The organism is Kribbella sp. NPDC049227 (genome assembly GCF_043197265.1).
In the GTDB taxonomy this organism is placed as follows: Bacteria; Actinomycetota; Actinomycetes; order Propionibacteriales; family Kribbellaceae; genus Kribbella.
Window position 1 is genome coordinate 680,674 of sequence record NZ_JBICST010000004.1, and the last position, 17,737, is coordinate 698,410.

Below are 17,737 nucleotides of genomic sequence, written 5' to 3' on the forward strand. Positions count from 1 at the left end.
GGCCTCTCACATCCTGAAGACGCCGAAGGAGGACGTGCCCTCCACCGGTGCCGAGTGGATCGCGGACAGGCAGATGCCCAGGACTGTTCGGGTGTCGCGAGGGTCGATCACGCCGTCGTCGTACAGGCGGCCGGACAGGAACATCGGCAGCGACTCCGCCTCGATCTGGCCCTCGACGTACGCGCGCATCGTGGCGTCGCCGTCCTCGTCGTACGGCTGGTTCTTCGCTGCCGCGGCGGCCCGCGCCACGATCGACAGGACGCCCGCGAGCTGCTGCGGACCCATCACCGCCGACTTCGCCGACGGCCAGGCGAACAGGAACCGTGGATCGAAGGCCCGGCCGCACATCCCGTAGTGGCCGGCGCCGTACGACGCGCCCATCAGGATCGAGATGTGCGGGACCTTGGAGTTCGCGACCGCGTTGATCATCTGTGCGCCGTGCTTGATGATCCCGCCCTGCTCGTACTCCTGCCCGACCATGTAGCCGGTGGTGTTGTGCAGGAAGATCAGCGGCGTGTTCGCGCGGTTCGCCAGCTGGATGAACTGCGCCGCCTTCTGCGACTCCTCGCTGAACAGGACGCCGCGCGCGTTGGCCAGGATGCCGACCGGATACCCGTGCACCGACGCCCAGCCGGTCGCCAGCGACGACCCGTACAGCGGCTTGAACTCGTCGAACACCGACCCGTCCACCACCCGGGCGATCACGTCCCGCGGATCGAACGGGATCTTCAGGTCCTCCGGAACGATCCCGAGCAACTCGTCCTCGTCGAACAGCGGCGAGGCGTACGCCGGAGCCGGCGGCGGACCGAGTTTGCGCCAGTTCAGCCGGGACACGATCTGGCGGCCGAGCCGGATCGCGTCCTGTTCGTCGACCGCGAAGTAGTCGGCCAGTCCGGACTTCCGGGCGTGCATCGAGGCGCCGCCGAGCGACTCGTCGTCGGCGTCCTCGCCGGTCGCCATCTTCACCAGCGGCGGACCGGCCAGGAACACCTTGGCTCCGCCGTCGACCATCACCACGTAGTCGCTCATGCCGGGGATGTACGCGCCGCCCGCGGTCGAGTTGCCGAACACCAGCGCGATCGTCGGAATGCCCTCCGCCGACAACCGGGTCAGATCGCGGAACATCGCGCCGCCCGGGATGAAGATCTCCTTCTGCGTCGGCAGGTCCGCACCGCCCGACTCCACCAGGCTGATCACCGGCAACCGGTTCGCCCGCGCGATCTCGTCCGCCCGCAGGGCCTTGCGCAGCGTCCACGGATTGCTCGCGCCGCCCTTGACCGTCGGATCGTTGGCCGTGATCAGACACTCGACGCCCGACACCACGCCGATCCCGGTCACCAGGCTGGCGCCGACGGTGAAGTCCGAGCCCCAGCCGGCCAGCGTCGACAACTCGAGGAACGGCGAGTCCGGGTCGAGCAGCAACTCGATCCGCTCCCGGGCGAGCAACTTGCCGCGCTTGTGGTGCCGGTCGACGTACTTCTCGCCACCACCGGCCAGCGCCTTGGCGTGCTCGGCCTCCAGCGCCGTCAGCTTCTCCAGCATCGCCTCGCGATTGCTCATGTGGTGAACCCCAGTCGTTTGGAGGCCAGGCCGGTCAGGATCTCGGTGGTGCCGCCGCCGATGGCGAGGATCTTCTGATCGCGGTACTGGCGTTCGACCTCGGCCTCCCGCATGTAGCCCAGACCGCCGTGCAACTGCAGCGCCTGGTCACACACCCACTGCCCGGCCTCGACTGCCGTGTTCTTCGCGAAGCACACCTCGGCGATCACGTCCTCGCCGGCGTCGGACCTGCGGGCGACCTCGTGGACGTAGACCCGGGCCACGTCGATCCGGCGAGCCATCTCGGTGAGCGTGTGCTGCACGGTCTGCCGCGAGATCAACGGCCGTCCGAACGTCTCCCGCGCCCGGCACCACTCCACGGTGAGGTCGAGTGCTCGCTGCGCTCCGGCGTACGCCTGCGTCGCGAGCGTCAGCCGCTCGGCCACGAAGTTCGTCGCGAGCTGGACGAACCCGGTGCCCTGGGCCCCGACCAGGTTGGCCACCGGCACCCGGACGTCGGTGAACGACAACTCGGCCGTGTCCGAGCACAGCCAACCCAGCTTCTCGAGCTTCCGGGACACCACGAAGCCCGGTGTCCCCTTCTCGATCACCAGCAGGCTGATCCCGTGGGCGCCCGGCCCGTCCGTCCGGACCGCGGTCGTGACGAAGTCCGCACGGCAGCCCGAGGTGATGTAGGTCTTCGCACCGTTCACGACGAACACGTCACCCTCGCGCCGAGCCGTCGTACGGATCGACGCGACATCCGAGCCGCCGTCGGCTTCGGTGATCGCCAGCGCGCCGATCAGAACCCCGTCGAGCGTCGGCCGGACCCACCGGTCGATCTGCTCCTGGTTGCCTGCCGCAACGATATGCGGAAGGGCGATCCCGCAGGTCAGCAGCGAGGCGACCAGACCGCCGGAGCCGCCGGCGTAGTGCATCTCCTCGACCACCGCGATCGCGTCCGGCAGCGAACCGCCGCCACCGCCGACCGCCTCCGGGAACCCGACGCCGAGCATCCCGATCTGGCCGGCCTTCTTGTGCAGCTCACGCGGCAGCTCGCCGTCCCGCTCCCACCGGTCCAGCTGCGGCAGCACCTCGGTCGCCATGAACCGCCGTACGGTCTGCCGGTAGTCGTTCACAGCAGCACCTCCGGTACGTCGATGTACCGGGAACGCAGCCATTCGCCGACCGCCTTCGCCTGCGGATCGAATCGCGCCTGCGAGGCGACGCCCTCACCCAGCAGTCCCTCGACGACGAAGTTGACCGCCCACAGATTCGGCAGCACATAGCGCGTCACGGTCAGCGACTGAGTCTCCGGGAGCAGCTCCTGGAACAGCTCGACTGTCAGCGTGTGCGCGATCCACCGCCACGTCTTCTCGTCCCGCACCCACACACCGACGTTCGCGTCCCCGCCCTTGTCGCCGGACCGCGCGCCGGCGATCCGTCCGAGCGGGACCTCCCGGGTTCGCGGACGCCCGCTGGACGCCAGCTGTGGCAACGGAATCGGCAGTTCGATGTCTTCGACCGGACTCAGGGGCTGCGTCTCCACCGCCGGCTCGACGACCTGCTGCGACCCGTCCGGCAGTACGACGGTGTGCTCCACCTCATGGATGTCGACGTACCCGGCCCGGAAGACGCCGTACGGCGATCCGTCGCCAGGCGGCGCGGTGACGTGGAAACCGGGGTAGCTCGCCAGCGCCAGCTCGATCGCAGCGCTGGAGAACGCGCGGCCGACGACCTTCGGATCCGGGTCCTTGACCGCACACCGGAGGAACACGCTGGCCTCCTCCTCGGACGCCGCGTTCGGCTTCTCGGTCCACGCGAGAGTCCACCGAAGGTCCGCCGGCCGCTTGGGCAGCGCCTGCTCGAGCTGCTGCTGAACCAGCTCGGCCTTCTCCTCCAGTTGCAGCCCGGTGAGCACGAAGTCCACCTCGTTGCGGAACCCGCCGACGCTGTTCAGCGACACCTTGTACGTCGGAGGTGGCGGCTCACCGCGGACCCCGGAGATGCGCACGCGGTCGGGTCCGTCCGTGTCGAGCTCGATCGTGTCCAGCCGCGTGGTCACGTCCGGACCGGCGTACCGGGCGCCCGTGATCTCGTAGAGCAGCTGTGCCTTGACCGTGTCGATCGTGACCGCGCCGCCGGTGTTGTCGTGCTTGGTGATCACGCTGCTGCCGTCGGCATGGATCTCCGCGATCGGGAATCCGGGCCGGCCGAGGTTGCGGATCTCGCTGAAGAACGCGAAGTTCCCGCCGGTCGCCTGGCAGCCGCACTCGATCACGTGACCCGCGGCCACGGCGCCGGCCAGTTCGTCGTACTGCGTCCGCTTCCAGCCGTGGTGGGCGGCGGCGGGTCCGACGATGACCGAGGCGTCGGTGACGCGGCCGGTCACGACGACGTCCGCGCCGGCTTGCAGTGCCTCGGCGATACCCCAGGCACCGAGGTAGGCGTTGGCGGTCAGCGGCTCGCCGAGGTCGAGCTCGGCCGCACGTGACAGGAGGTCGTCGCCTTCGACGTACGCGATCTTGGGGTGCAGTCCGAGGCGATCCGCGAGCTCCTGGATCGCCTGGGCGAGGCCGGACGGGTTCAGGCCGCCGGCGTTGCTGACGATCTTGACGCCGCGGTCGAGCGCTTCGCCGAGGCCGGTCTCCAGTTGCTTGAGGAACGTGCGCGCGTACCCGAGCGACGGGTCCTTCAGGCGGTCCCGACCGAGGATCAGCATGGTCAGCTCGGCCAGGTAGTCACCGGTCAGCACGTCGAGCGGGCCGCCGGTCAGCATCTCGTGGACCGCGCTGAAGCGGTCGCCGTAGAACCCGGACGCGTTGCCGATCCGGAGGGGCGCGGTCATCCGAACTGCCCTCGCTCCCGGCCCTTCCCCGGCAGCCCCGCGAACGCCTGGATGATGCCCAGCCACTCCTCCGCGTCCGCGCCCTCAGCCTGTACGGCGAGGTCGTCGCGATGCCGGCGCTGCGTCGCCAGCAGACAGAAGTCGAGCGCCGGGCCGCTCACCCGTTGCGCGGCGTCGTCCGGACCCCACGTCCAGGTCTGGCCGTCAGGCCCGGTGAGTTCCACGTGGAACGGCTCGGCCGGCGGGGTGCGATCGTTCAGCAAGTACGCGAAGTCGCGGGTCCGGACGGCCAGGTGCGCGACGTGACGCAGCCGGCTGCTCGGCTGACGATGGACGCCGAGCGCGTCGAACACGTCCTGGCCGTGCGCCCACGTCTCCATCAACCGTGCCGTCGCCATCGAGGTCGGGCTCATCGGCGGGCCGTACCAGAGGACCCGCTCGCCCGGCGCGACCTTCTTCAGCGCGTCAGCGAGCTCGGCGCGGGTCTCACGCCAGTACGGCAGGAGTTGGTCGGGTGGCAGCGCCGCGGTCTCGGCAGCACCCTCGTCGACGTATCCGGTCGGGTTGGCCGCCGCCTTCTGCAGTGAGGCCTTGAAGCCGTCGGGATCGGTGGCGGCGAGATGCGCGGCCTCGTCGGTCCAGGCCAGGTGGGCGATCTGGTGCGCGATCGTCCAGCCCTCCGCCGGGGTCGGCGTTGCCCACGCGTCGGCGGCGAGTCCGCCGACCAGCCGGTCCAGCTCCGCACTCTCGGCCCACAGGTCCGCCAGCACTTCGTCCAGTTGCACGCTGCACTCCCTGGGTGGGGATCGTGCAGCCGAGACTGGCACGCCCAGGAAAAAGAAGCAAGGGTGCTTGTTTTCTAGGTCGGCAGCTTCGGTGGGGTCCAGTCGGCCCACTTGGCGGTGGCCTCCCGCCACGCCTTCGGTGGGATGAACCGGGCCGCGAGGGTCAGCCCGAAATGTGCGACCGCGCTCGTGTTGGAGTTCCGCTTGACCGACTCGCGGGCTTCGGCCGCCATCGGCTGCACCCGCGCGCGGCGTTCCCGGTCGTACCGCGGCAGATCGTCGTCGGCCAGCGCCGCGGCGAGCACGACGGCATCCTCGATCGCCTGGCACGCACCTTGCCCGAGGTCCGGCGGCATCGCGTGCGCCGCGTCGCCGAGCAGAACGACGCGGTCCTTCACGTACGTCGGCACCGGGTCGATGTCGACGATGTCGTTGTGCAGCACCTGGTCCGGTGGCGTCGCCGCGACCAGCGCCGGGATCGGGTCGTGCCAGTCCCCGACCCGATTGAGTACCTCGCGGCGATCGTCGGCGTACAACTGGTTGGGCTGATCGGCGTTGACGGTGACGAACCAGTAGACGCGCTCTCTCGGCAAGGGGAGTACGCCGACCTGCACACCACGACCGAGCGTGAGTGACTCCTGGACCGGCCACACCGACTCCGGTGGCGTGACGCCCCGCCAGACCGCCCGGCGCTGGAAGACCGCGTCGCCGGACCACAGCGTCCGCCGCGTGATGCTGTTGACGCCATCGGCGGCAACCACCAGGTCGGCGGTCAGTTCCTCACCAGAGCAGGTCACCGTGCCATCGGACGACACCGCGGTCACTTCGGCATCCGTGTGCAGCACCGAGTCAGGCAGTTTCTCTCGCAGTACGTCGTGCAGATCCGCGCGATGGATCGCGAGAACGCCGACGTCCTGCGGGTGACTGCGCCGTACCCAACGGCCCTTCGGAGTGAGGATGTTGCCGCGCGACACTGTCTTGACCGTGCGATCGGTGACATCCAGATCGAGTGCTTCGAGCGCCCGGACCGCATTCGGCCAGAGCGTCAGGCCGGCGCCCACCTCCGCGATGATCGGCGCCCGCTCCAGCACGCTGACCGACCACCCGATCCGCCGCAACGCCACTGCCGCGGCCAACCCACCGATCCCCGCCCCGACAACAAGCGCACTCCGCTCACCGATGCCCATGTGCCGGACGTTACTTGCTATCCGGTCCCCGCACGCACCGGGGCAAGGCACTCTGGTCCAGTCGAATGTGGGTCAGAGGCCCTTGGCGTTGGCTCGGGGAGTTGGGGTGGTTCGCAGTTCGGTGGTGAAGGCGTAGCGGTCACCGCGGTAGAGGGCGGAGGTGTACTCGAAGACTCGATCGCGGCGGTCGAAGCTGACGCCGTGCAGGGCCAAGCACGGCTGGGTGGTGGGGATGCCAAGCCAGGACGCGGTCTTGGCGTCGGGCATGACGGGCTCGAGGCGCGAGGTGCCGCTGACGAGGTCGATGCCGTAGCGGTTGGTGAGCAGGTCGTAGAGGGAACCGTTCAGGTCCTCGGCCTGGAGACCGGGGACGTACGCCGCGGGCATCGTGGTGCGTTCGACGACCATCGGGAGATCGTCGGCGAGGCGGAGCCGGGTGAACGCGATGATCGGGTCGCCGACCGGGATCCGCAGCCTTCGCGCGGCGGCGCGCTCGGCCTTCTGGTGGCGGAACTCCAGCATCTTGCTGCCCGGCCTCATGCCGCGCCGGCGGATGTCCTCGGAGAACCCGATCATCCCGAGCCAGCGGGCGACCTTCGGGCGGGTGGTGTAGGTCCCGCTGCCGTGGCGGCGGACCAGGAGTTCCTCGATCACGAGCTCGTCGACGGCCCGGCGCAGCGTCATCCGGGCGACGTTCCAGCGCACAGCCAGTTCGCGCTCCGGCGGGAGTGCGGCACCCTCCGGCAGCGTGTCGATCAGGCTGAGCAACAACGCCCGGATCTCAGCAGCCTTCCCGGGCAGCGAACTGTGCATTGGTCTTGCGTAACACTCCGCAGACCCCACCGTGAACCCTTTCCACCGCCGTCGAACCCAGCTCAGCTAGACCAATTACCACCTTCTTCGGGTGGATGTCGTGTTCGGCGGCGCGCCGATCGTCATATACATGTGAGCAGACAACCGAGATCGAGAAGCGGAGTGCGCCGTGCCGGATGAGGACAAGAAACGAGGAGCGCACCAGGCCCTGGTGGATCGTGTGCTGACCGGAGAGGGAACGGCATCCGCCGAGGATCGGGCCCGTGCCTTCGGCAACGCCGACGTACCTCCGCCCTTGCAGGCGCTGATCGGGAAGGTCGCGATGACGCCGTCGGAGGTGACCGGCGCGGACTTCGCTGCGGCGAAGGCAGCCGGCTTCAGCGAGGACCAGTTGTTCGAGCTGGTGGTGTGTGCTGCGGTCGGTCAGTCCACCCGGCAGTACGAAGCGGGACTGGCCGCGCTGGCCGAAGGGGAGGTCGGCTGATGCGCCCCGAGATCCTGAACAGCGGGTACAAGCCCGGAACCAAGCTGCTCTTCGCGATGATCCGGCTGTTCTCGCGGCAGCCGGTGCCGGACGCCGCCAAGCTGGTCTTCTACCGGCCCGATTTCTACGGGAATCGCGCCAAGGTGTTCACGCACGAGGCGATGCGCGGCCCGTCCGAGTGGTCGGTCGGCGACCGGGAGCTGATGGCGGCGTACGTGTCGAAGGTGAACGAGACCGCGTTCTGCATCGGCGCGCACACCGCGACCGCGAGCCAGGCCTATCAGGACGGGCCACGGGTCGCCGCGGTCCTCGACGACCTGGAAACGGCTCCCGTCGAGAACGGGCTTCGGGCAACGCTGCGGATGCTCGGCAAGCTGACCCGGGAAGGAAAGGTGGGCGCCGAGGACATGCGGGAGGTGCTGTCCGCAGGTGTCTCACCCCAGCAGATCAAGGACGCACTGGCGGTCTGCGCCGCCTTCAACATCACCGACCGCCTCGCCGACGCGTTCGCCTTCGAGATCCTCACCCCGGAGGGCTTCGACGCGGGAGCCAAGTACCTGCTGAAGCGCGGCTACCAGTAGGCAAGGTGGTTGACGGGTCATGGTGATTACGGTGAGTGGGGAGGTGATCACTAGGGTGGGTCGGGTTATGGATCTCAGGACTCCGATCAGTACCGTCGTGCCGTCGCTCGACGGTCCCGTGCTGCAGGTGCTGGCGCGCAGCGACGAGGGGCTGTCCGGACGGCAGATCCACAAGCTGGCCGGCACGGGCAGCGTCGCCGGTGTGCGGCTGGTGCTGCAGCGGTTGGCGACGACCGGGCTCGTGCATGTCGATGACCTCGGCAACTCGTTGCTCTATCGACTCAATCGCAGACATCTGGTCGCCCCGGCGGTCGAGTTCCTCGCGGATCTCCGCAGTACGTTGGTCAGCCGGCTCGCGGACGAGATCAGCGCCTGGCGGATCCCGCCGGTACACGCCAGCCTGTACGGCGCGATCGCCCGAGGTGACGGTGACATGGACAGCGACGTCGACCTGCTGCTGATCCGCCCGGACCACCTCGACGCCGGTGATGTGCTGTGGGAGGAACAGGCCGGCCGGCTGATGCAGACCGTCGTGGACCTGACCGGCAACCCGGCCCACGTCTTCGAGCTGAGCCGCACCGAACTGACCGATCACCTCACCACCGAGGAGCCGATCCTCAACGACTGGATGCGGCCCAGCATCCAACTGACCGGCCGCCCGCTGGCGTCGCTGCTCGAAGAAGGCACCACCCAGCTGGCGCTTCGCTAGCGACCGATCAAGGGCGCCATCAGACGAGCGATCCGGCTGTCCCGACCGGTCACGCGTTCCTCCGTGTCGGCGAACGTCATCGCGCGCAGCCCGGCGTTGATTCCGAGCCAACGCAGCGGTTCCGGCTCCCAGCGCCGCGACCGATGCCCCACCCACGGCAGTCGCACCAGTGCGGTGTCGCGACCGAGGATCAGATCCGTCAACGTCCGCCCGGCGAGATTCGCCGTACTGACGCCGTCCCCGACGTACCCACCCGCCCACGCCAGCCCGGATCCACGATCGAACCCGACCGACGCACACCAGTCCCGGGGTATGCCGAGCGGCCCGCCCCAGGCATGCGTGAACCCAACGTCGTCCAGCCCGTCGAACAGATCACGCAACGTCGCCTGCAACACCTTGAACACCCGTGGCACCTCGTCGTACGACGCCTTGACCCGCGACCGGAAGTGGTACGGCGCCCCGCGCCCACCGAAAGCGAGTCGCCCGTCGGCCGTGCGCTGCCCGTAGATGATCAGGTGCCGGTGATCGCTGAACGTCGGCCGGTCCGCCAGCCCGATCCGCTCCCAGCTCGCATCGTCGAGCGGCTCGGTCGCAACCATCAACGAGTACACCGGCGCCACCGCCCGCGACTGCCCGTCGAGCTCCGGCGTGAACCCCTCGGTCGCCCGGACCACCACCTCGGCGCGGACGACGCCGTACGGCGTGACCGCGCGGCCGGACTCGATCGCGGTCACCGGAGTGTTCTCGTGGATCGTCACGCCAAGGCCCTCGACCACGGTGGCCAGTCCACGCACCAGCTTGCCCGGATGGATCGCGGCACAGTGTGGCGTGAACGTTGCCCCGAGCACCTTTGTGGCCCGCACCTGTGCCGCGACCTCGTCCGGCTCGAGGAACCGCAGGTCGCCAGGACCCCAGTCGTGCGCTGCGGCCACCTCGGCGCGGGCCCGGGCGAGCTGCGCCTTGGTCCGGGCGAACACGATCGTGCCGCCCTTGTGGTAATCGCAGTCGATGCCCTCGGCAGCGGTCACCAACCCGACCTCGTTGACCGTCGCCTGCATCGCCCGGTGCAACTCGATCGCCGACGCACGGCTCGATCCGGGCAGCGCCGCCAGCCGTCGCGACGAGACCGGGAACAAGGCGGAACACCAACCCCCGTTGCGGCCAGACGCCCCGAACCCGGCTGTCCGAGCCTCGAGTACGACGATGCGCAGCGAAGGATCGGCTTTCGCGAGGTAGTACGCGGTCCACAGGCCGGTGTAGCCGGCGCCGACGATCGCCACGTCGGCGTGCCGGTCACCCGCGAGCCCGGGGCGTGCGGCCGCGGGCTCGGTCGTCTCGGCCCAGAGGATCAGCGCACACCCCACGAATACGTCTGTTTGACCAGCTTCAGGTAGACGAACGTCTCGGTCGCCTTCACGCCTTCGATCCGCCGGACCCGCTCCGACAGCACCTGCAGCAGGTGCTCGTCGCTCTCGCACAGCACCTCGGCCAGCAGGTCGAACGAGCCGGCCGTGATCACGACGTACTCGACCTCGTCCATTTTCGCGAGTTCGTCGGCGATCGGCTCCAGCGAACCCTCGGCCTTGATCCCGATCATCGCCTGCCGGTCGAAGCCCAGCTCGAGCGGATCGGTGACCGCGACCACCTGCATTACGCCGGCCTCGGTCAGTCGTTGCACCCGCTGCCGCACCGCCGCCTCGGACAGTCCGACCGCCTTGCCGATCGCGGCGTACGAACGGCGTCCGTCCTTCTGGAGTTGCTCGATGATCGCCTTCGAGGTGTCGTCCAGCAGCGCCTGGTTCTTGTCGGAGTTCCCCGTTCGCACAGCCACCCGGAGATCCTTTCAGGGTTACCTGGTGTAAGCAAGTCAATGCAGCGGAATTCGTTGCAAATCGGGCTATTACCTACGGAATCCCTTGTCTCGATCCATTCTGTTTGACAGTATCGCCCGCGACAGACGCATCCGGGGAGGTGTGCGATGAGTCTTCGTCAACAATCCGTCGTGGGGCGCCGGACGGTCCTTCGCGGGATGTCGCTGTCCGCCCTCGGTCTGGCCGGGGGCTCGTTGCTGACCGGGTGCGGCATTCCGGCCGCGAAACAGAACGCCGGCGATTGCGTGAGCACCGACCGGTCCTCGGCCCAGAAGGCGCTGATCTTCTCGAACTGGCCCAGTTATATGGACGAGTCCGACGAGAAGGTGAACGGCAAGACCGTGCTGCCGACGCTGGAGGAGTTCCAGTCCCAGAGCGGCATCCAGGTCACCTATACCGCCGACGTGAACGACAACGCCGAGTTCTACGCGAAGGTGCGCGACCAACTCGGAAGTTGCCAGCCCTGCGGGCGGGACATCTTCGTGCTGACCGACTGGATGGCGGCGCGGATGGTCTCGCTCGGCTGGATCCAGCAGCTCGACCACAAGACCATGCCGAACGTCAACGCCCATCTGCTCGCGCAACTGAAGTCGCCGAGCTGGGATCCGCACCGCGACTACAGCGTGCCGTGGCAGAGCGGGCTGACCGGGATCGCCTACAACGCGAAGGTCACCAGCGAGGTCGGCAGCTTCGCGGACCTGCTCAGCCGGAGCGACCTCAAGGGCCGGATCACGCTGCTGTCCGAGATGCCCGACACGATGGCGTTCATGCTCCGGCTCGAAGGCGCCGACCCGAGCAAGTTCAACGACGCGGAGTGGAGCAGGGCGCTGCAGCACCTCGAGGACGTGGTCGCGTCCGGGCAGATCCGCCGCTTCACCGGCAACGACTACGTGCAGGACCTCAACGCCGGCAACATCGCCGCGTGCGAGGCCTGGTCGGGCGACGTCCTGGCGATGCAGGCCGACAACCCCGACATCAAGTTCGTCGTCCCCGAGGAGGGACTCAACCTCTGGTCCGACAACATGCTGGTGCCGAACAAGGCGACCCACAAGGCGAACGCCGAAGCCTTGATGAACTACTACTACGACCCCGAGGTCGCGGCCACGCTGGCGGCCTGGGTGAACTACATCTGCCCGGTCGAAGGCGCCCAGAAGGCGATGGAGGCGATCGATCCCGAGCTCGTCGAGAGTCCGCTGATCTTCCCCGACAAGGACGTGCTCGCCAAGACCAGCTCCTTCATGGCGCTGGACACGGCCAAGGCCAAGCTCTACGAAACCGACTTCAATCTCGCGATCGGCGGCTGACATGACCAGTGATCTCGTACTCACCGGCATCAGCAAGCGCTTCGGCGCCCAGAACGCGGTGCAGCAGATCGATCTGACCGTGCCGGCCGGCGCCTTCTTCGCGTTGCTCGGTCCGTCCGGCTGCGGCAAGACCACGACCCTTCGGATGATCGCCGGGCTGGAGGAGCCGAGTACCGGCACCATCCGGCTGGGAGAGCAGGAGATCACCGGACTGCGCCCGTACAAGCGGCCGGTCAACACGGTGTTCCAGAACTACGCGCTGTTCCCGCATCTCGACATCTTCGAGAACGTCGCGTTCGGGCTGCGCCGCCGCGGCGTCAAGGACTTCAAACCGAAGGTGACGGAGATGCTCGACCTGGTCGAGCTCGGTGCCTTCGGCAAGCGCCGGCCCGCGCAGCTGTCCGGTGGCCAGCAGCAACGAGTGGCGCTGGCCCGCGCGCTGATCAACCAGCCGCAGGTACTGCTGCTGGACGAGCCGCTCGGTGCGCTCGACCTGAAGCTGCGCCGGCAGATGCAGATCGAGCTGAAGCGGATCCAGACCGAGGTCGGCATCACGTTCGTCCACGTCACCCACGACCAGGAAGAGGCCATGACGATGGCCGACACCATCGCGGTGATGAACGGCGGGGCGATCGAGCAACTGGGTACGCCGGCCGAGCTGTACGACCTGCCCGCGACCACGTTCGTGGCCAACTTCCTCGGGCAGTCCAACTTGCTCCGGGCAACGATCATCGGGCGCGCCGAGCAGAACCTGATCGTCGACGTACAAGGCCGCAAGGTGACGGTGCCGTTGCCGCGCTGCCGGGTCACCGAGGGCGACGTCTGGATGGGGATCAGACCGGAGAAGGTGTTCCTGTCGCGGGCCGGCACCGAGCAGAGCAACGGCGTCAACCAGCTCAAGGGTGCGGTCGTCACCGATGTCAGCTACGTGGGCGTGAGTACGCAGTACCTGGTCAAGCTGCCGTGGGACCAGGAGCTGACGGTGTTCGAGCAGAACACCGGCGCCCGGGGCACGCTCGCGGTCGGGGACCAGGTCGACCTGCACTGGCAGCCGGCGCACACGTTCGTGCTCGATGCCGAGCAGGACGCACTCGCCGGGGTCGAGGACATCGACGACAGCGGTGGTGCCGGATGAGTGCGGTCGGCCAGCTGGGTGCGACCACCGCGACACCGGCGCCTCCTCCCGAGCCGAAATCCGGCCGGCGGCTGACGGCGTACCTGTTGCTGCTCCCGGGCGGGCTGTTCCTGCTGCTGTTCTTCGTTATCCCGCTGGTGACTCTGCTCGCGGCCAGCCTGTACGACCCGAACGGGTCCATCGAGAACGGGTTCTCGATGACCTGGCACTGGCAGAACTTCGTGGACACGATGTCGGACTACGCCCGCCCGTTCGGACGGTCGCTGTTCTACGCGCTGCTCACCACCGCGTTCTGCTTGCTGCTCGGGTACCCGCTCGCCTACGCGATCGCGATCAAGTCCGGCCGCTGGAAGAACCTGATGCTGGCGCTGGTGATCGCGCCGTTCTTCACCAGCTTCCTGATCCGGACACTGTCCTGGAAGCTGCTGCTGAGTGACAACGGCTTCGTGGTCGACGCGCTGAAGTGGCTGCACATCCTCGGGCCGGACGGACGGCTGCTGGCCACCACGTCCGCGGTCGTCACCGGGCTGACGTACAACTTCCTGCCGTTCATGGTGCTGCCGCTGTACGCCAGCCTGGAGCGGATCGACAAGCGGCTGCTCGAGGCGGGAGGGGACCTGTTCGCCGGGCCTTTCACGACGTTCCGGAAGATCACGCTGCCGCTGTCGATGCCGGGCGTGATCGCGGGCACGCTGCTGACCTTCATCCCGTCGGCCGGCGACTACATCAACGCGCAGCTGCTCGGTACGCCGAAGCAGCGGATGATCGGCAACGACATTCAGCGACTGTTCGCGGCCGGCGCCTACCCGACGGCGGCGGCGTTGTCGGTGACGCTGATGGCCGCCATCGTCGTACTCGTGCTCATCTACATCCGGCGCGCCGGGACGGAGGACCTGGTATGACCAGGGCCGGGCGGTGGGTCGGGCGGAACCTCGTGATGATGGTCGCGATCGTCGTCCTGCTGTACCTGTTCGCGCCGATCGTCGTCGTGATGCTGATGTCGTTCAACGCCCCGAAGAGCAAGCTGTCCTACACGTTCGACGGCTTCACCCTGGACAACTGGCAGCATCCGTGCCGGCCGTTCGGTCTGTGCGACGCGGTCAGCACCAGCCTGCGGATCGGCCTGCTCGCGACCGTCATCGCGACCGCGCTCGGCACGCTGATGGCGTTCGCGATGGTGCGGCACCAGTTCCGCGGCCGGTCGGCGACCAACCTGTTCATCTTCTTGCCGATGGCGTCACCGGAGATCGTGCTCGGCTCGTCGCTGCTGGCGCTGTTCGTGTCCGGCGGGTTCGGCGGGCAGCTGGGGTTCTGGACGATCCTGATCGCGCACGTGATGTTCTGCATGTCGTTCGTGGTGGTGACCGTGAAGGCTCGGCTGGCCGGGATGGACACCCGGATGGAACAGGCGGCGATGGACCTGTACGCGACCGAGTGGCAGACGTACTGGCGAATCACGTTCCCGCTGGTCTTCCCCGGCATCCTGGCCGCCGCGCTGCTCAGCTTCTCGCTGTCCTTCGACGACTTCATCATCACCAACCTGAACGCCGGGACCACGGTGACGTTCCCGATGTTCGTCTGGGGGTCGGCCCAGCGCGAGATCCCGCCACAGATCAACGTCGTCGGTACGGCGATGTTCCTGCTGGCCCTCCTGCTCGTCGTGGGTGGCGAGCTCACCCGCCGCCGACGGACGCGATGAAACTTGCGGCGCTGGCGGACGCAGAACCGCGAGTGTTCTGGCTCGACGACAAGGCCGCGCCGGAGCATTCGCCCTCGCTCCTCGGGCCGACCCAGGCCGACCTGGCCGTGGTCGGCGGTGGCTACACCGGCCTCTGGACGGCGTTGCGGGCGAAGGAACGGTACCCGGAACTGGACGTCGTACTGCTGGAATCGGAGATCTGTGGATCCGCGGCCAGCGGACGGAACGGCGGGTTCTGCGACGCCAGCCTCACGCACGGATTCGCCAACGGTCTCGCGCGGTGGCCCGAGGAGATCGGTCAGCTCGAGCAGCTCGGAGCCGACAATCTCGCTGCGATCGGTGACACGATCCGGCGCTACGGAATCGATTGCGACTGGCAACTGAGTGGCGAGCTCACCGTTGCCACCGAGCCACATCACCTCGACGAACTGGCCGAGGAGGTGAGTCAGCGCGACGGTGTCACGCTGCTGGACCAGGACGCCGCCCGTGCTGAGGTCAACTCACCGACGTACCTCGGCGCACTGTCCGACCCGAGTCGCCTGGCGCTGGTCGAGCCGGCCCGGCTGGCTTGGGGTCTGCGCCATGCCTGCCTGCTGCACGGCGTACGCATCCACGAAATGTCGCAGGTGAACAGGATGCACGGCAAAACGTTGTCCACAGCAACTGGTTCGGTCCGGGCGGACCGGATCGCCCTGGCCACGAACGCCTTTCCGTCCCTACTCCGGCGCCTCCGCCGCTACACGGTCCCCGTCTACGACCTGGTCCTGGTCACGGAGCCGTTGTCCGACGTACAGCTCGACTCCATCGGCTGGCGCAACCGCCAGGGTGTCGGGGACGCGTCGAACCTCTTCCACTACTACCGCCTGACCCGTGACGATCGCATCCTGTGGGGCGGCTACATCCCGCTGTACTACTACGGCAGCCGGATCGATCCCCGCCACGAGCTGCGCCACAGCATCCACGAGATGCTCGCGCGCCACTTCTTCACGACGTTCCCCCAGCTGGAGGGCCTGCACTTCACCCACCGCTGGGGCGGCGTGATCGACACCAGCACCCGCTTCTGCGCCTTCTTCGGTACGGCGCACTCCGGCCAGGTCGGGTATGCCCTCGGCTACACCGGCCTCGGCGTAGGCGCCACCCGCTTCGGCGCCGACGTCATGCTCGACCTCCTGTACGGCGAAGAGACCGACCGCACCCGCCTCCGCATGGTCCGCGAACGCCCCATGGCCTTCCCACCCGAACCCATCCGCTCCGCCGCCATCCACCTGACCCGCTGGTCCATGTCCCGCGCCGACACCCACCAAGGCCACCGAAACCTCTGGCTGAGAACCCTCGACAAACTAGGCCTCGGCTTCGACTTCTAGACGATTTCCCGGCTGCGTAGCACGCGGGGGAAGAACTACAGTTTGGATTCGGCCTCGGTGAGGACGGTGCGGATGATCTGTTCCATTTCGTCGAAGTGGGGCTGGTCGCAGATCAGGGGTGGGGAGAGTTGGATGACGGGGTCGCCTCGGTCGTCGGCTCGGCAGTAGAGGCCGGCGTCGAAGAGGGCTTTGGACAGGAATCCGCGGAGTAGCCGTTCGGATTCGTCGTCGTCGAAGGTCTCCTTGGTCGCCTTGTCCTTGACCAGTTCGATCCCGTAGAAGTACCCCGCACCGCGGACGTCGCCGACCAAGGGCAAATCGAGCAATCTCTCGAGCGTCGCCCGGAACTCCCCCTCCCGGGCCCGGACGTGCTCGTTGATTCCTTCGCGCTCGAAGATGTCCAAGTTGGTCAGCGCGACCGCGGCTGATACCGGATGGCCGCCGAAGGTGTAGCCATGGGCGAATGTGGTGTCCCCGTGCCGGAACGGCTCGAACAGCCGGTCGGTCGCGATCATCGCGCCGAGCGGTGAGTAGCCGGAGGTGATGCCTTTCGCGCAGGTGATGATGTCGGGCTGGTAGCCGTAGCGTTCGGCGCCGAACATGTGCCCGAGCCGGCCGAACGCGCAGATCACCTCGTCACTGACGAGCAGTACGTCGTACTCGTCACAGATCTCGCGGACCCGGTCGAAGTAGCCGGGCGGTGGCGGGAAGCAACCGCCGGCGTTCTGCACCGGTTCGAGGAAGACGGCGGCGACGGTGTCGGCGCCCTCGTTCTCGATCGCGACCGCGATCTGGTCGGCGGCCCAGCGGCCGAACGCGGCCGGGTCGTCGCCGTGGACCGGGGCGCGGTAGATGTTCGTGTTCGGGACCCGGAACGTCGACGGCACCAGCGGCTCGAACGGCGCCTTGAGATCCGGGAGCCCGGTGATGGACAGGGCCCCCTGGGAGGTGCCGTGGTACGCGATCGCACGGCTGATCACCTTGTGCTTGCCGGGTTTGCCGGTGAGCTTGAAGTACTGCTTGGCCAGCTTCCAGGCGGTCTCGACCGCCTCGCCGCCGCCGCTGGTGAAGAAGACCCGGTTCAGGTCGCCCGGCGCGTACCCGGCGACGCGTTCGGCCAGCTCGATCGACTTGGGGTGTGCGTACGACCAGAGCGGGAAGAACGCCAGTTCGGACGCCTGTTTGGCGGCCGCTTCGGCGAGCTCGGTGCGCCCGTGCCCGAGCTGGTTGACGAACAGTCCGGCCAGACCGTCCAGGTACCGCTTGCCGCGGGCGTCGTAGATGTAGGCGCCGTCGCCGCGGACGATCACCGGGATGTCGGCCGTCTCGTAGCTGGACATCCGGGTGAAGTGCATCCAGAGGTGGTCGCGCGCCGACTTCTGCAGGGTGGTGAACTCTGCGTCGTCGAACGACATGGT

General features: G+C 68.0%; 17 protein-coding genes. 8 read left to right on the plus strand and 9 right to left on the minus strand.

Annotated features, from left to right (window positions below):
* Window positions 1-6: 6 nt before the first annotated feature.
* From ACGFH6_RS21065 to ACGFH6_RS21090, 6 genes are all read right to left on the minus strand, one after another.
* The gene (locus ACGFH6_RS21065; RefSeq protein ID WP_393386186.1) at window positions 7-1,560 is read right to left on the minus strand and encodes an acyl-CoA carboxylase subunit beta; all 1,554 of its coding nucleotides are present in this window, start codon (window positions 1,558-1,560) and stop codon (window positions 7-9) included.
* Window positions 1,557-2,678, minus strand: a complete 1,122-nt coding sequence (locus ACGFH6_RS21070; protein ID WP_393386189.1) for an acyl-CoA dehydrogenase family protein — start codon at window positions 2,676-2,678, stop codon at window positions 1,557-1,559. The genes ACGFH6_RS21065 and ACGFH6_RS21070 overlap by 4 nt, the downstream gene beginning before the upstream one ends.
* Entirely contained in the window at window positions 2,675-4,387 is a 1,713-nt protein-coding gene (locus ACGFH6_RS21075) for an acyclic terpene utilization AtuA family protein (RefSeq protein ID WP_393386192.1), read from the minus strand. Before ACGFH6_RS21075 ends, ACGFH6_RS21070 begins: the two co-directional genes overlap by 4 nt.
* Entirely contained in the window at window positions 4,384-5,172 is a 789-nt protein-coding gene (locus tag ACGFH6_RS21080; protein ID WP_393386194.1) for a TIGR03084 family metal-binding protein, read from the minus strand. The genes ACGFH6_RS21075 and ACGFH6_RS21080 overlap by 4 nt, the downstream gene beginning before the upstream one ends.
* A 74-nt stretch (window positions 5,173-5,246) precedes the next feature.
* On the minus strand, window positions 5,247-6,359 hold the full coding sequence (locus ACGFH6_RS21085) for an FAD-dependent monooxygenase (protein WP_393386196.1): 1,113 nt from the start codon (window positions 6,357-6,359) through the stop codon (window positions 5,247-5,249).
* Between the two features lie 72 nt (window positions 6,360-6,431).
* The gene (locus ACGFH6_RS21090; protein WP_131511608.1) at window positions 6,432-7,172 is read right to left on the minus strand and encodes a GntR family transcriptional regulator; all 741 of its coding nucleotides are present in this window, start codon (window positions 7,170-7,172) and stop codon (window positions 6,432-6,434) included.
* Window positions 7,173-7,341: 169 nt separating this feature from the next.
* Between ACGFH6_RS21090 and ACGFH6_RS21095 the strand changes: the two genes are divergently transcribed.
* The 3 genes from ACGFH6_RS21095 to ACGFH6_RS21105 all read left to right on the plus strand — a co-directional run bounded on the left by ACGFH6_RS21095 (window position 7,342) and on the right by ACGFH6_RS21105 (window position 8,946).
* A complete protein-coding gene (locus ACGFH6_RS21095; protein WP_393386200.1) occupies window positions 7,342-7,656 on the plus strand; it encodes a hypothetical protein in 315 nt (104 codons plus the stop codon).
* A complete protein-coding gene (locus tag ACGFH6_RS21100; RefSeq protein ID WP_393386203.1) occupies window positions 7,656-8,237 on the plus strand; it encodes a carboxymuconolactone decarboxylase family protein in 582 nt (193 codons plus the stop codon). Before ACGFH6_RS21095 ends, ACGFH6_RS21100 begins: the two co-directional genes overlap by 1 nt.
* A gap of 67 nt (window positions 8,238-8,304) precedes the next feature.
* Window positions 8,305-8,946, plus strand: a complete 642-nt coding sequence (locus ACGFH6_RS21105; RefSeq protein WP_393386205.1) for a hypothetical protein — start codon at window positions 8,305-8,307, stop codon at window positions 8,944-8,946.
* On the opposite strand, the gene ACGFH6_RS21110 is transcribed toward ACGFH6_RS21105, so the two are convergent.
* Together ACGFH6_RS21110 and ACGFH6_RS21115 are read right to left on the minus strand one after the other, a co-directional pair.
* Entirely contained in the window at window positions 8,943-10,310 is a 1,368-nt protein-coding gene (locus tag ACGFH6_RS21110; protein WP_393386208.1) for an NAD(P)/FAD-dependent oxidoreductase, read from the minus strand. The two genes, ACGFH6_RS21105 and ACGFH6_RS21110, sit on opposite strands and share 4 nt — an antisense overlap.
* Window positions 10,295-10,735, minus strand: a complete 441-nt coding sequence (locus ACGFH6_RS21115; protein ID WP_393386745.1) for an Lrp/AsnC family transcriptional regulator — start codon at window positions 10,733-10,735, stop codon at window positions 10,295-10,297. The genes ACGFH6_RS21110 and ACGFH6_RS21115 overlap by 16 nt, the downstream gene beginning before the upstream one ends.
* Window positions 10,736-10,924: 189 nt before the next feature.
* Here ACGFH6_RS21115 and ACGFH6_RS21120 point away from each other — a divergent pair, with 189 nt between their 5' ends.
* From ACGFH6_RS21120 to ACGFH6_RS21140, 5 genes are read left to right on the plus strand one after another with little or no spacing between them, the layout of a single operon-like run.
* A complete protein-coding gene (locus ACGFH6_RS21120) occupies window positions 10,925-12,121 on the plus strand; it encodes a spermidine/putrescine ABC transporter substrate-binding protein (protein ID WP_393386210.1) in 1,197 nt (398 codons plus the stop codon).
* A 1-nt stretch (window position 12,122) separates the two neighbouring features.
* Window positions 12,123-13,256, plus strand: a complete 1,134-nt coding sequence (locus tag ACGFH6_RS21125; protein WP_393386212.1) for an ABC transporter ATP-binding protein — start codon at window positions 12,123-12,125, stop codon at window positions 13,254-13,256.
* A complete protein-coding gene (locus ACGFH6_RS21130) occupies window positions 13,253-14,158 on the plus strand; it encodes an ABC transporter permease (protein WP_393386215.1) in 906 nt (301 codons plus the stop codon). The genes ACGFH6_RS21125 and ACGFH6_RS21130 overlap by 4 nt, the downstream gene beginning before the upstream one ends.
* The gene (locus ACGFH6_RS21135; RefSeq protein WP_393386218.1) at window positions 14,155-14,955 is read left to right on the plus strand and encodes an ABC transporter permease; all 801 of its coding nucleotides are present in this window, start codon (window positions 14,155-14,157) and stop codon (window positions 14,953-14,955) included. Before ACGFH6_RS21130 ends, ACGFH6_RS21135 begins: the two co-directional genes overlap by 4 nt.
* Complete coding sequence (locus ACGFH6_RS21140; RefSeq protein WP_393386220.1) at window positions 14,952-16,319, plus strand: NAD(P)/FAD-dependent oxidoreductase; 1,368 nt, start codon at window positions 14,952-14,954, stop codon at window positions 16,317-16,319. The genes ACGFH6_RS21135 and ACGFH6_RS21140 overlap by 4 nt, the downstream gene beginning before the upstream one ends.
* 35 nt (window positions 16,320-16,354) lie before the next feature.
* On the opposite strand, the gene ACGFH6_RS21145 is transcribed toward ACGFH6_RS21140, so the two are convergent.
* Window positions 16,355-17,734: an aspartate aminotransferase family protein gene (locus ACGFH6_RS21145; protein ID WP_393386747.1), complete on the minus strand. Its 1,380-nt coding sequence runs from the start codon at window positions 17,732-17,734 to the stop codon at window positions 16,355-16,357.
* Between the last annotated feature and the right edge of the window lie 3 nt (window positions 17,735-17,737).

Coding starts and splice junctions, on each gene's coding strand:
- ACGFH6_RS21145 (WP_393386747.1), bottom strand. CDS start 17,734: ATGTCGTTCGACGACGCAGAGTTCACCACCCTGCAGAAGTCGGCGCGC.
- ACGFH6_RS21140 (WP_393386220.1), top strand. CDS start 14,952: ATGAAACTTGCGGCGCTGGCGGACGCAGAACCGCGAGTGTTCTGGCTC.
- ACGFH6_RS21090 (WP_131511608.1), bottom strand. CDS start 7,172: ATGCACAGTTCGCTGCCCGGGAAGGCTGCTGAGATCCGGGCGTTGTTG.
- ACGFH6_RS21135 (WP_393386218.1), top strand. CDS start 14,155: ATGACCAGGGCCGGGCGGTGGGTCGGGCGGAACCTCGTGATGATGGTC.
- ACGFH6_RS21105 (WP_393386205.1), top strand. CDS start 8,305: ATGGATCTCAGGACTCCGATCAGTACCGTCGTGCCGTCGCTCGACGGT.
- ACGFH6_RS21120 (WP_393386210.1), top strand. CDS start 10,925: ATGAGTCTTCGTCAACAATCCGTCGTGGGGCGCCGGACGGTCCTTCGC.
- ACGFH6_RS21065 (WP_393386186.1), bottom strand. CDS start 1,560: ATGAGCAATCGCGAGGCGATGCTGGAGAAGCTGACGGCGCTGGAGGCC.
- ACGFH6_RS21130 (WP_393386215.1), top strand. CDS start 13,253: ATGAGTGCGGTCGGCCAGCTGGGTGCGACCACCGCGACACCGGCGCCT.
- ACGFH6_RS21125 (WP_393386212.1), top strand. CDS start 12,123: ATGACCAGTGATCTCGTACTCACCGGCATCAGCAAGCGCTTCGGCGCC.
- ACGFH6_RS21075 (WP_393386192.1), bottom strand. CDS start 4,387: ATGACCGCGCCCCTCCGGATCGGCAACGCGTCCGGGTTCTACGGCGAC.
- ACGFH6_RS21100 (WP_393386203.1), top strand. CDS start 7,656: ATGCGCCCCGAGATCCTGAACAGCGGGTACAAGCCCGGAACCAAGCTG.
- ACGFH6_RS21085 (WP_393386196.1), bottom strand. CDS start 6,359: ATGGGCATCGGTGAGCGGAGTGCGCTTGTTGTCGGGGCGGGGATCGGT.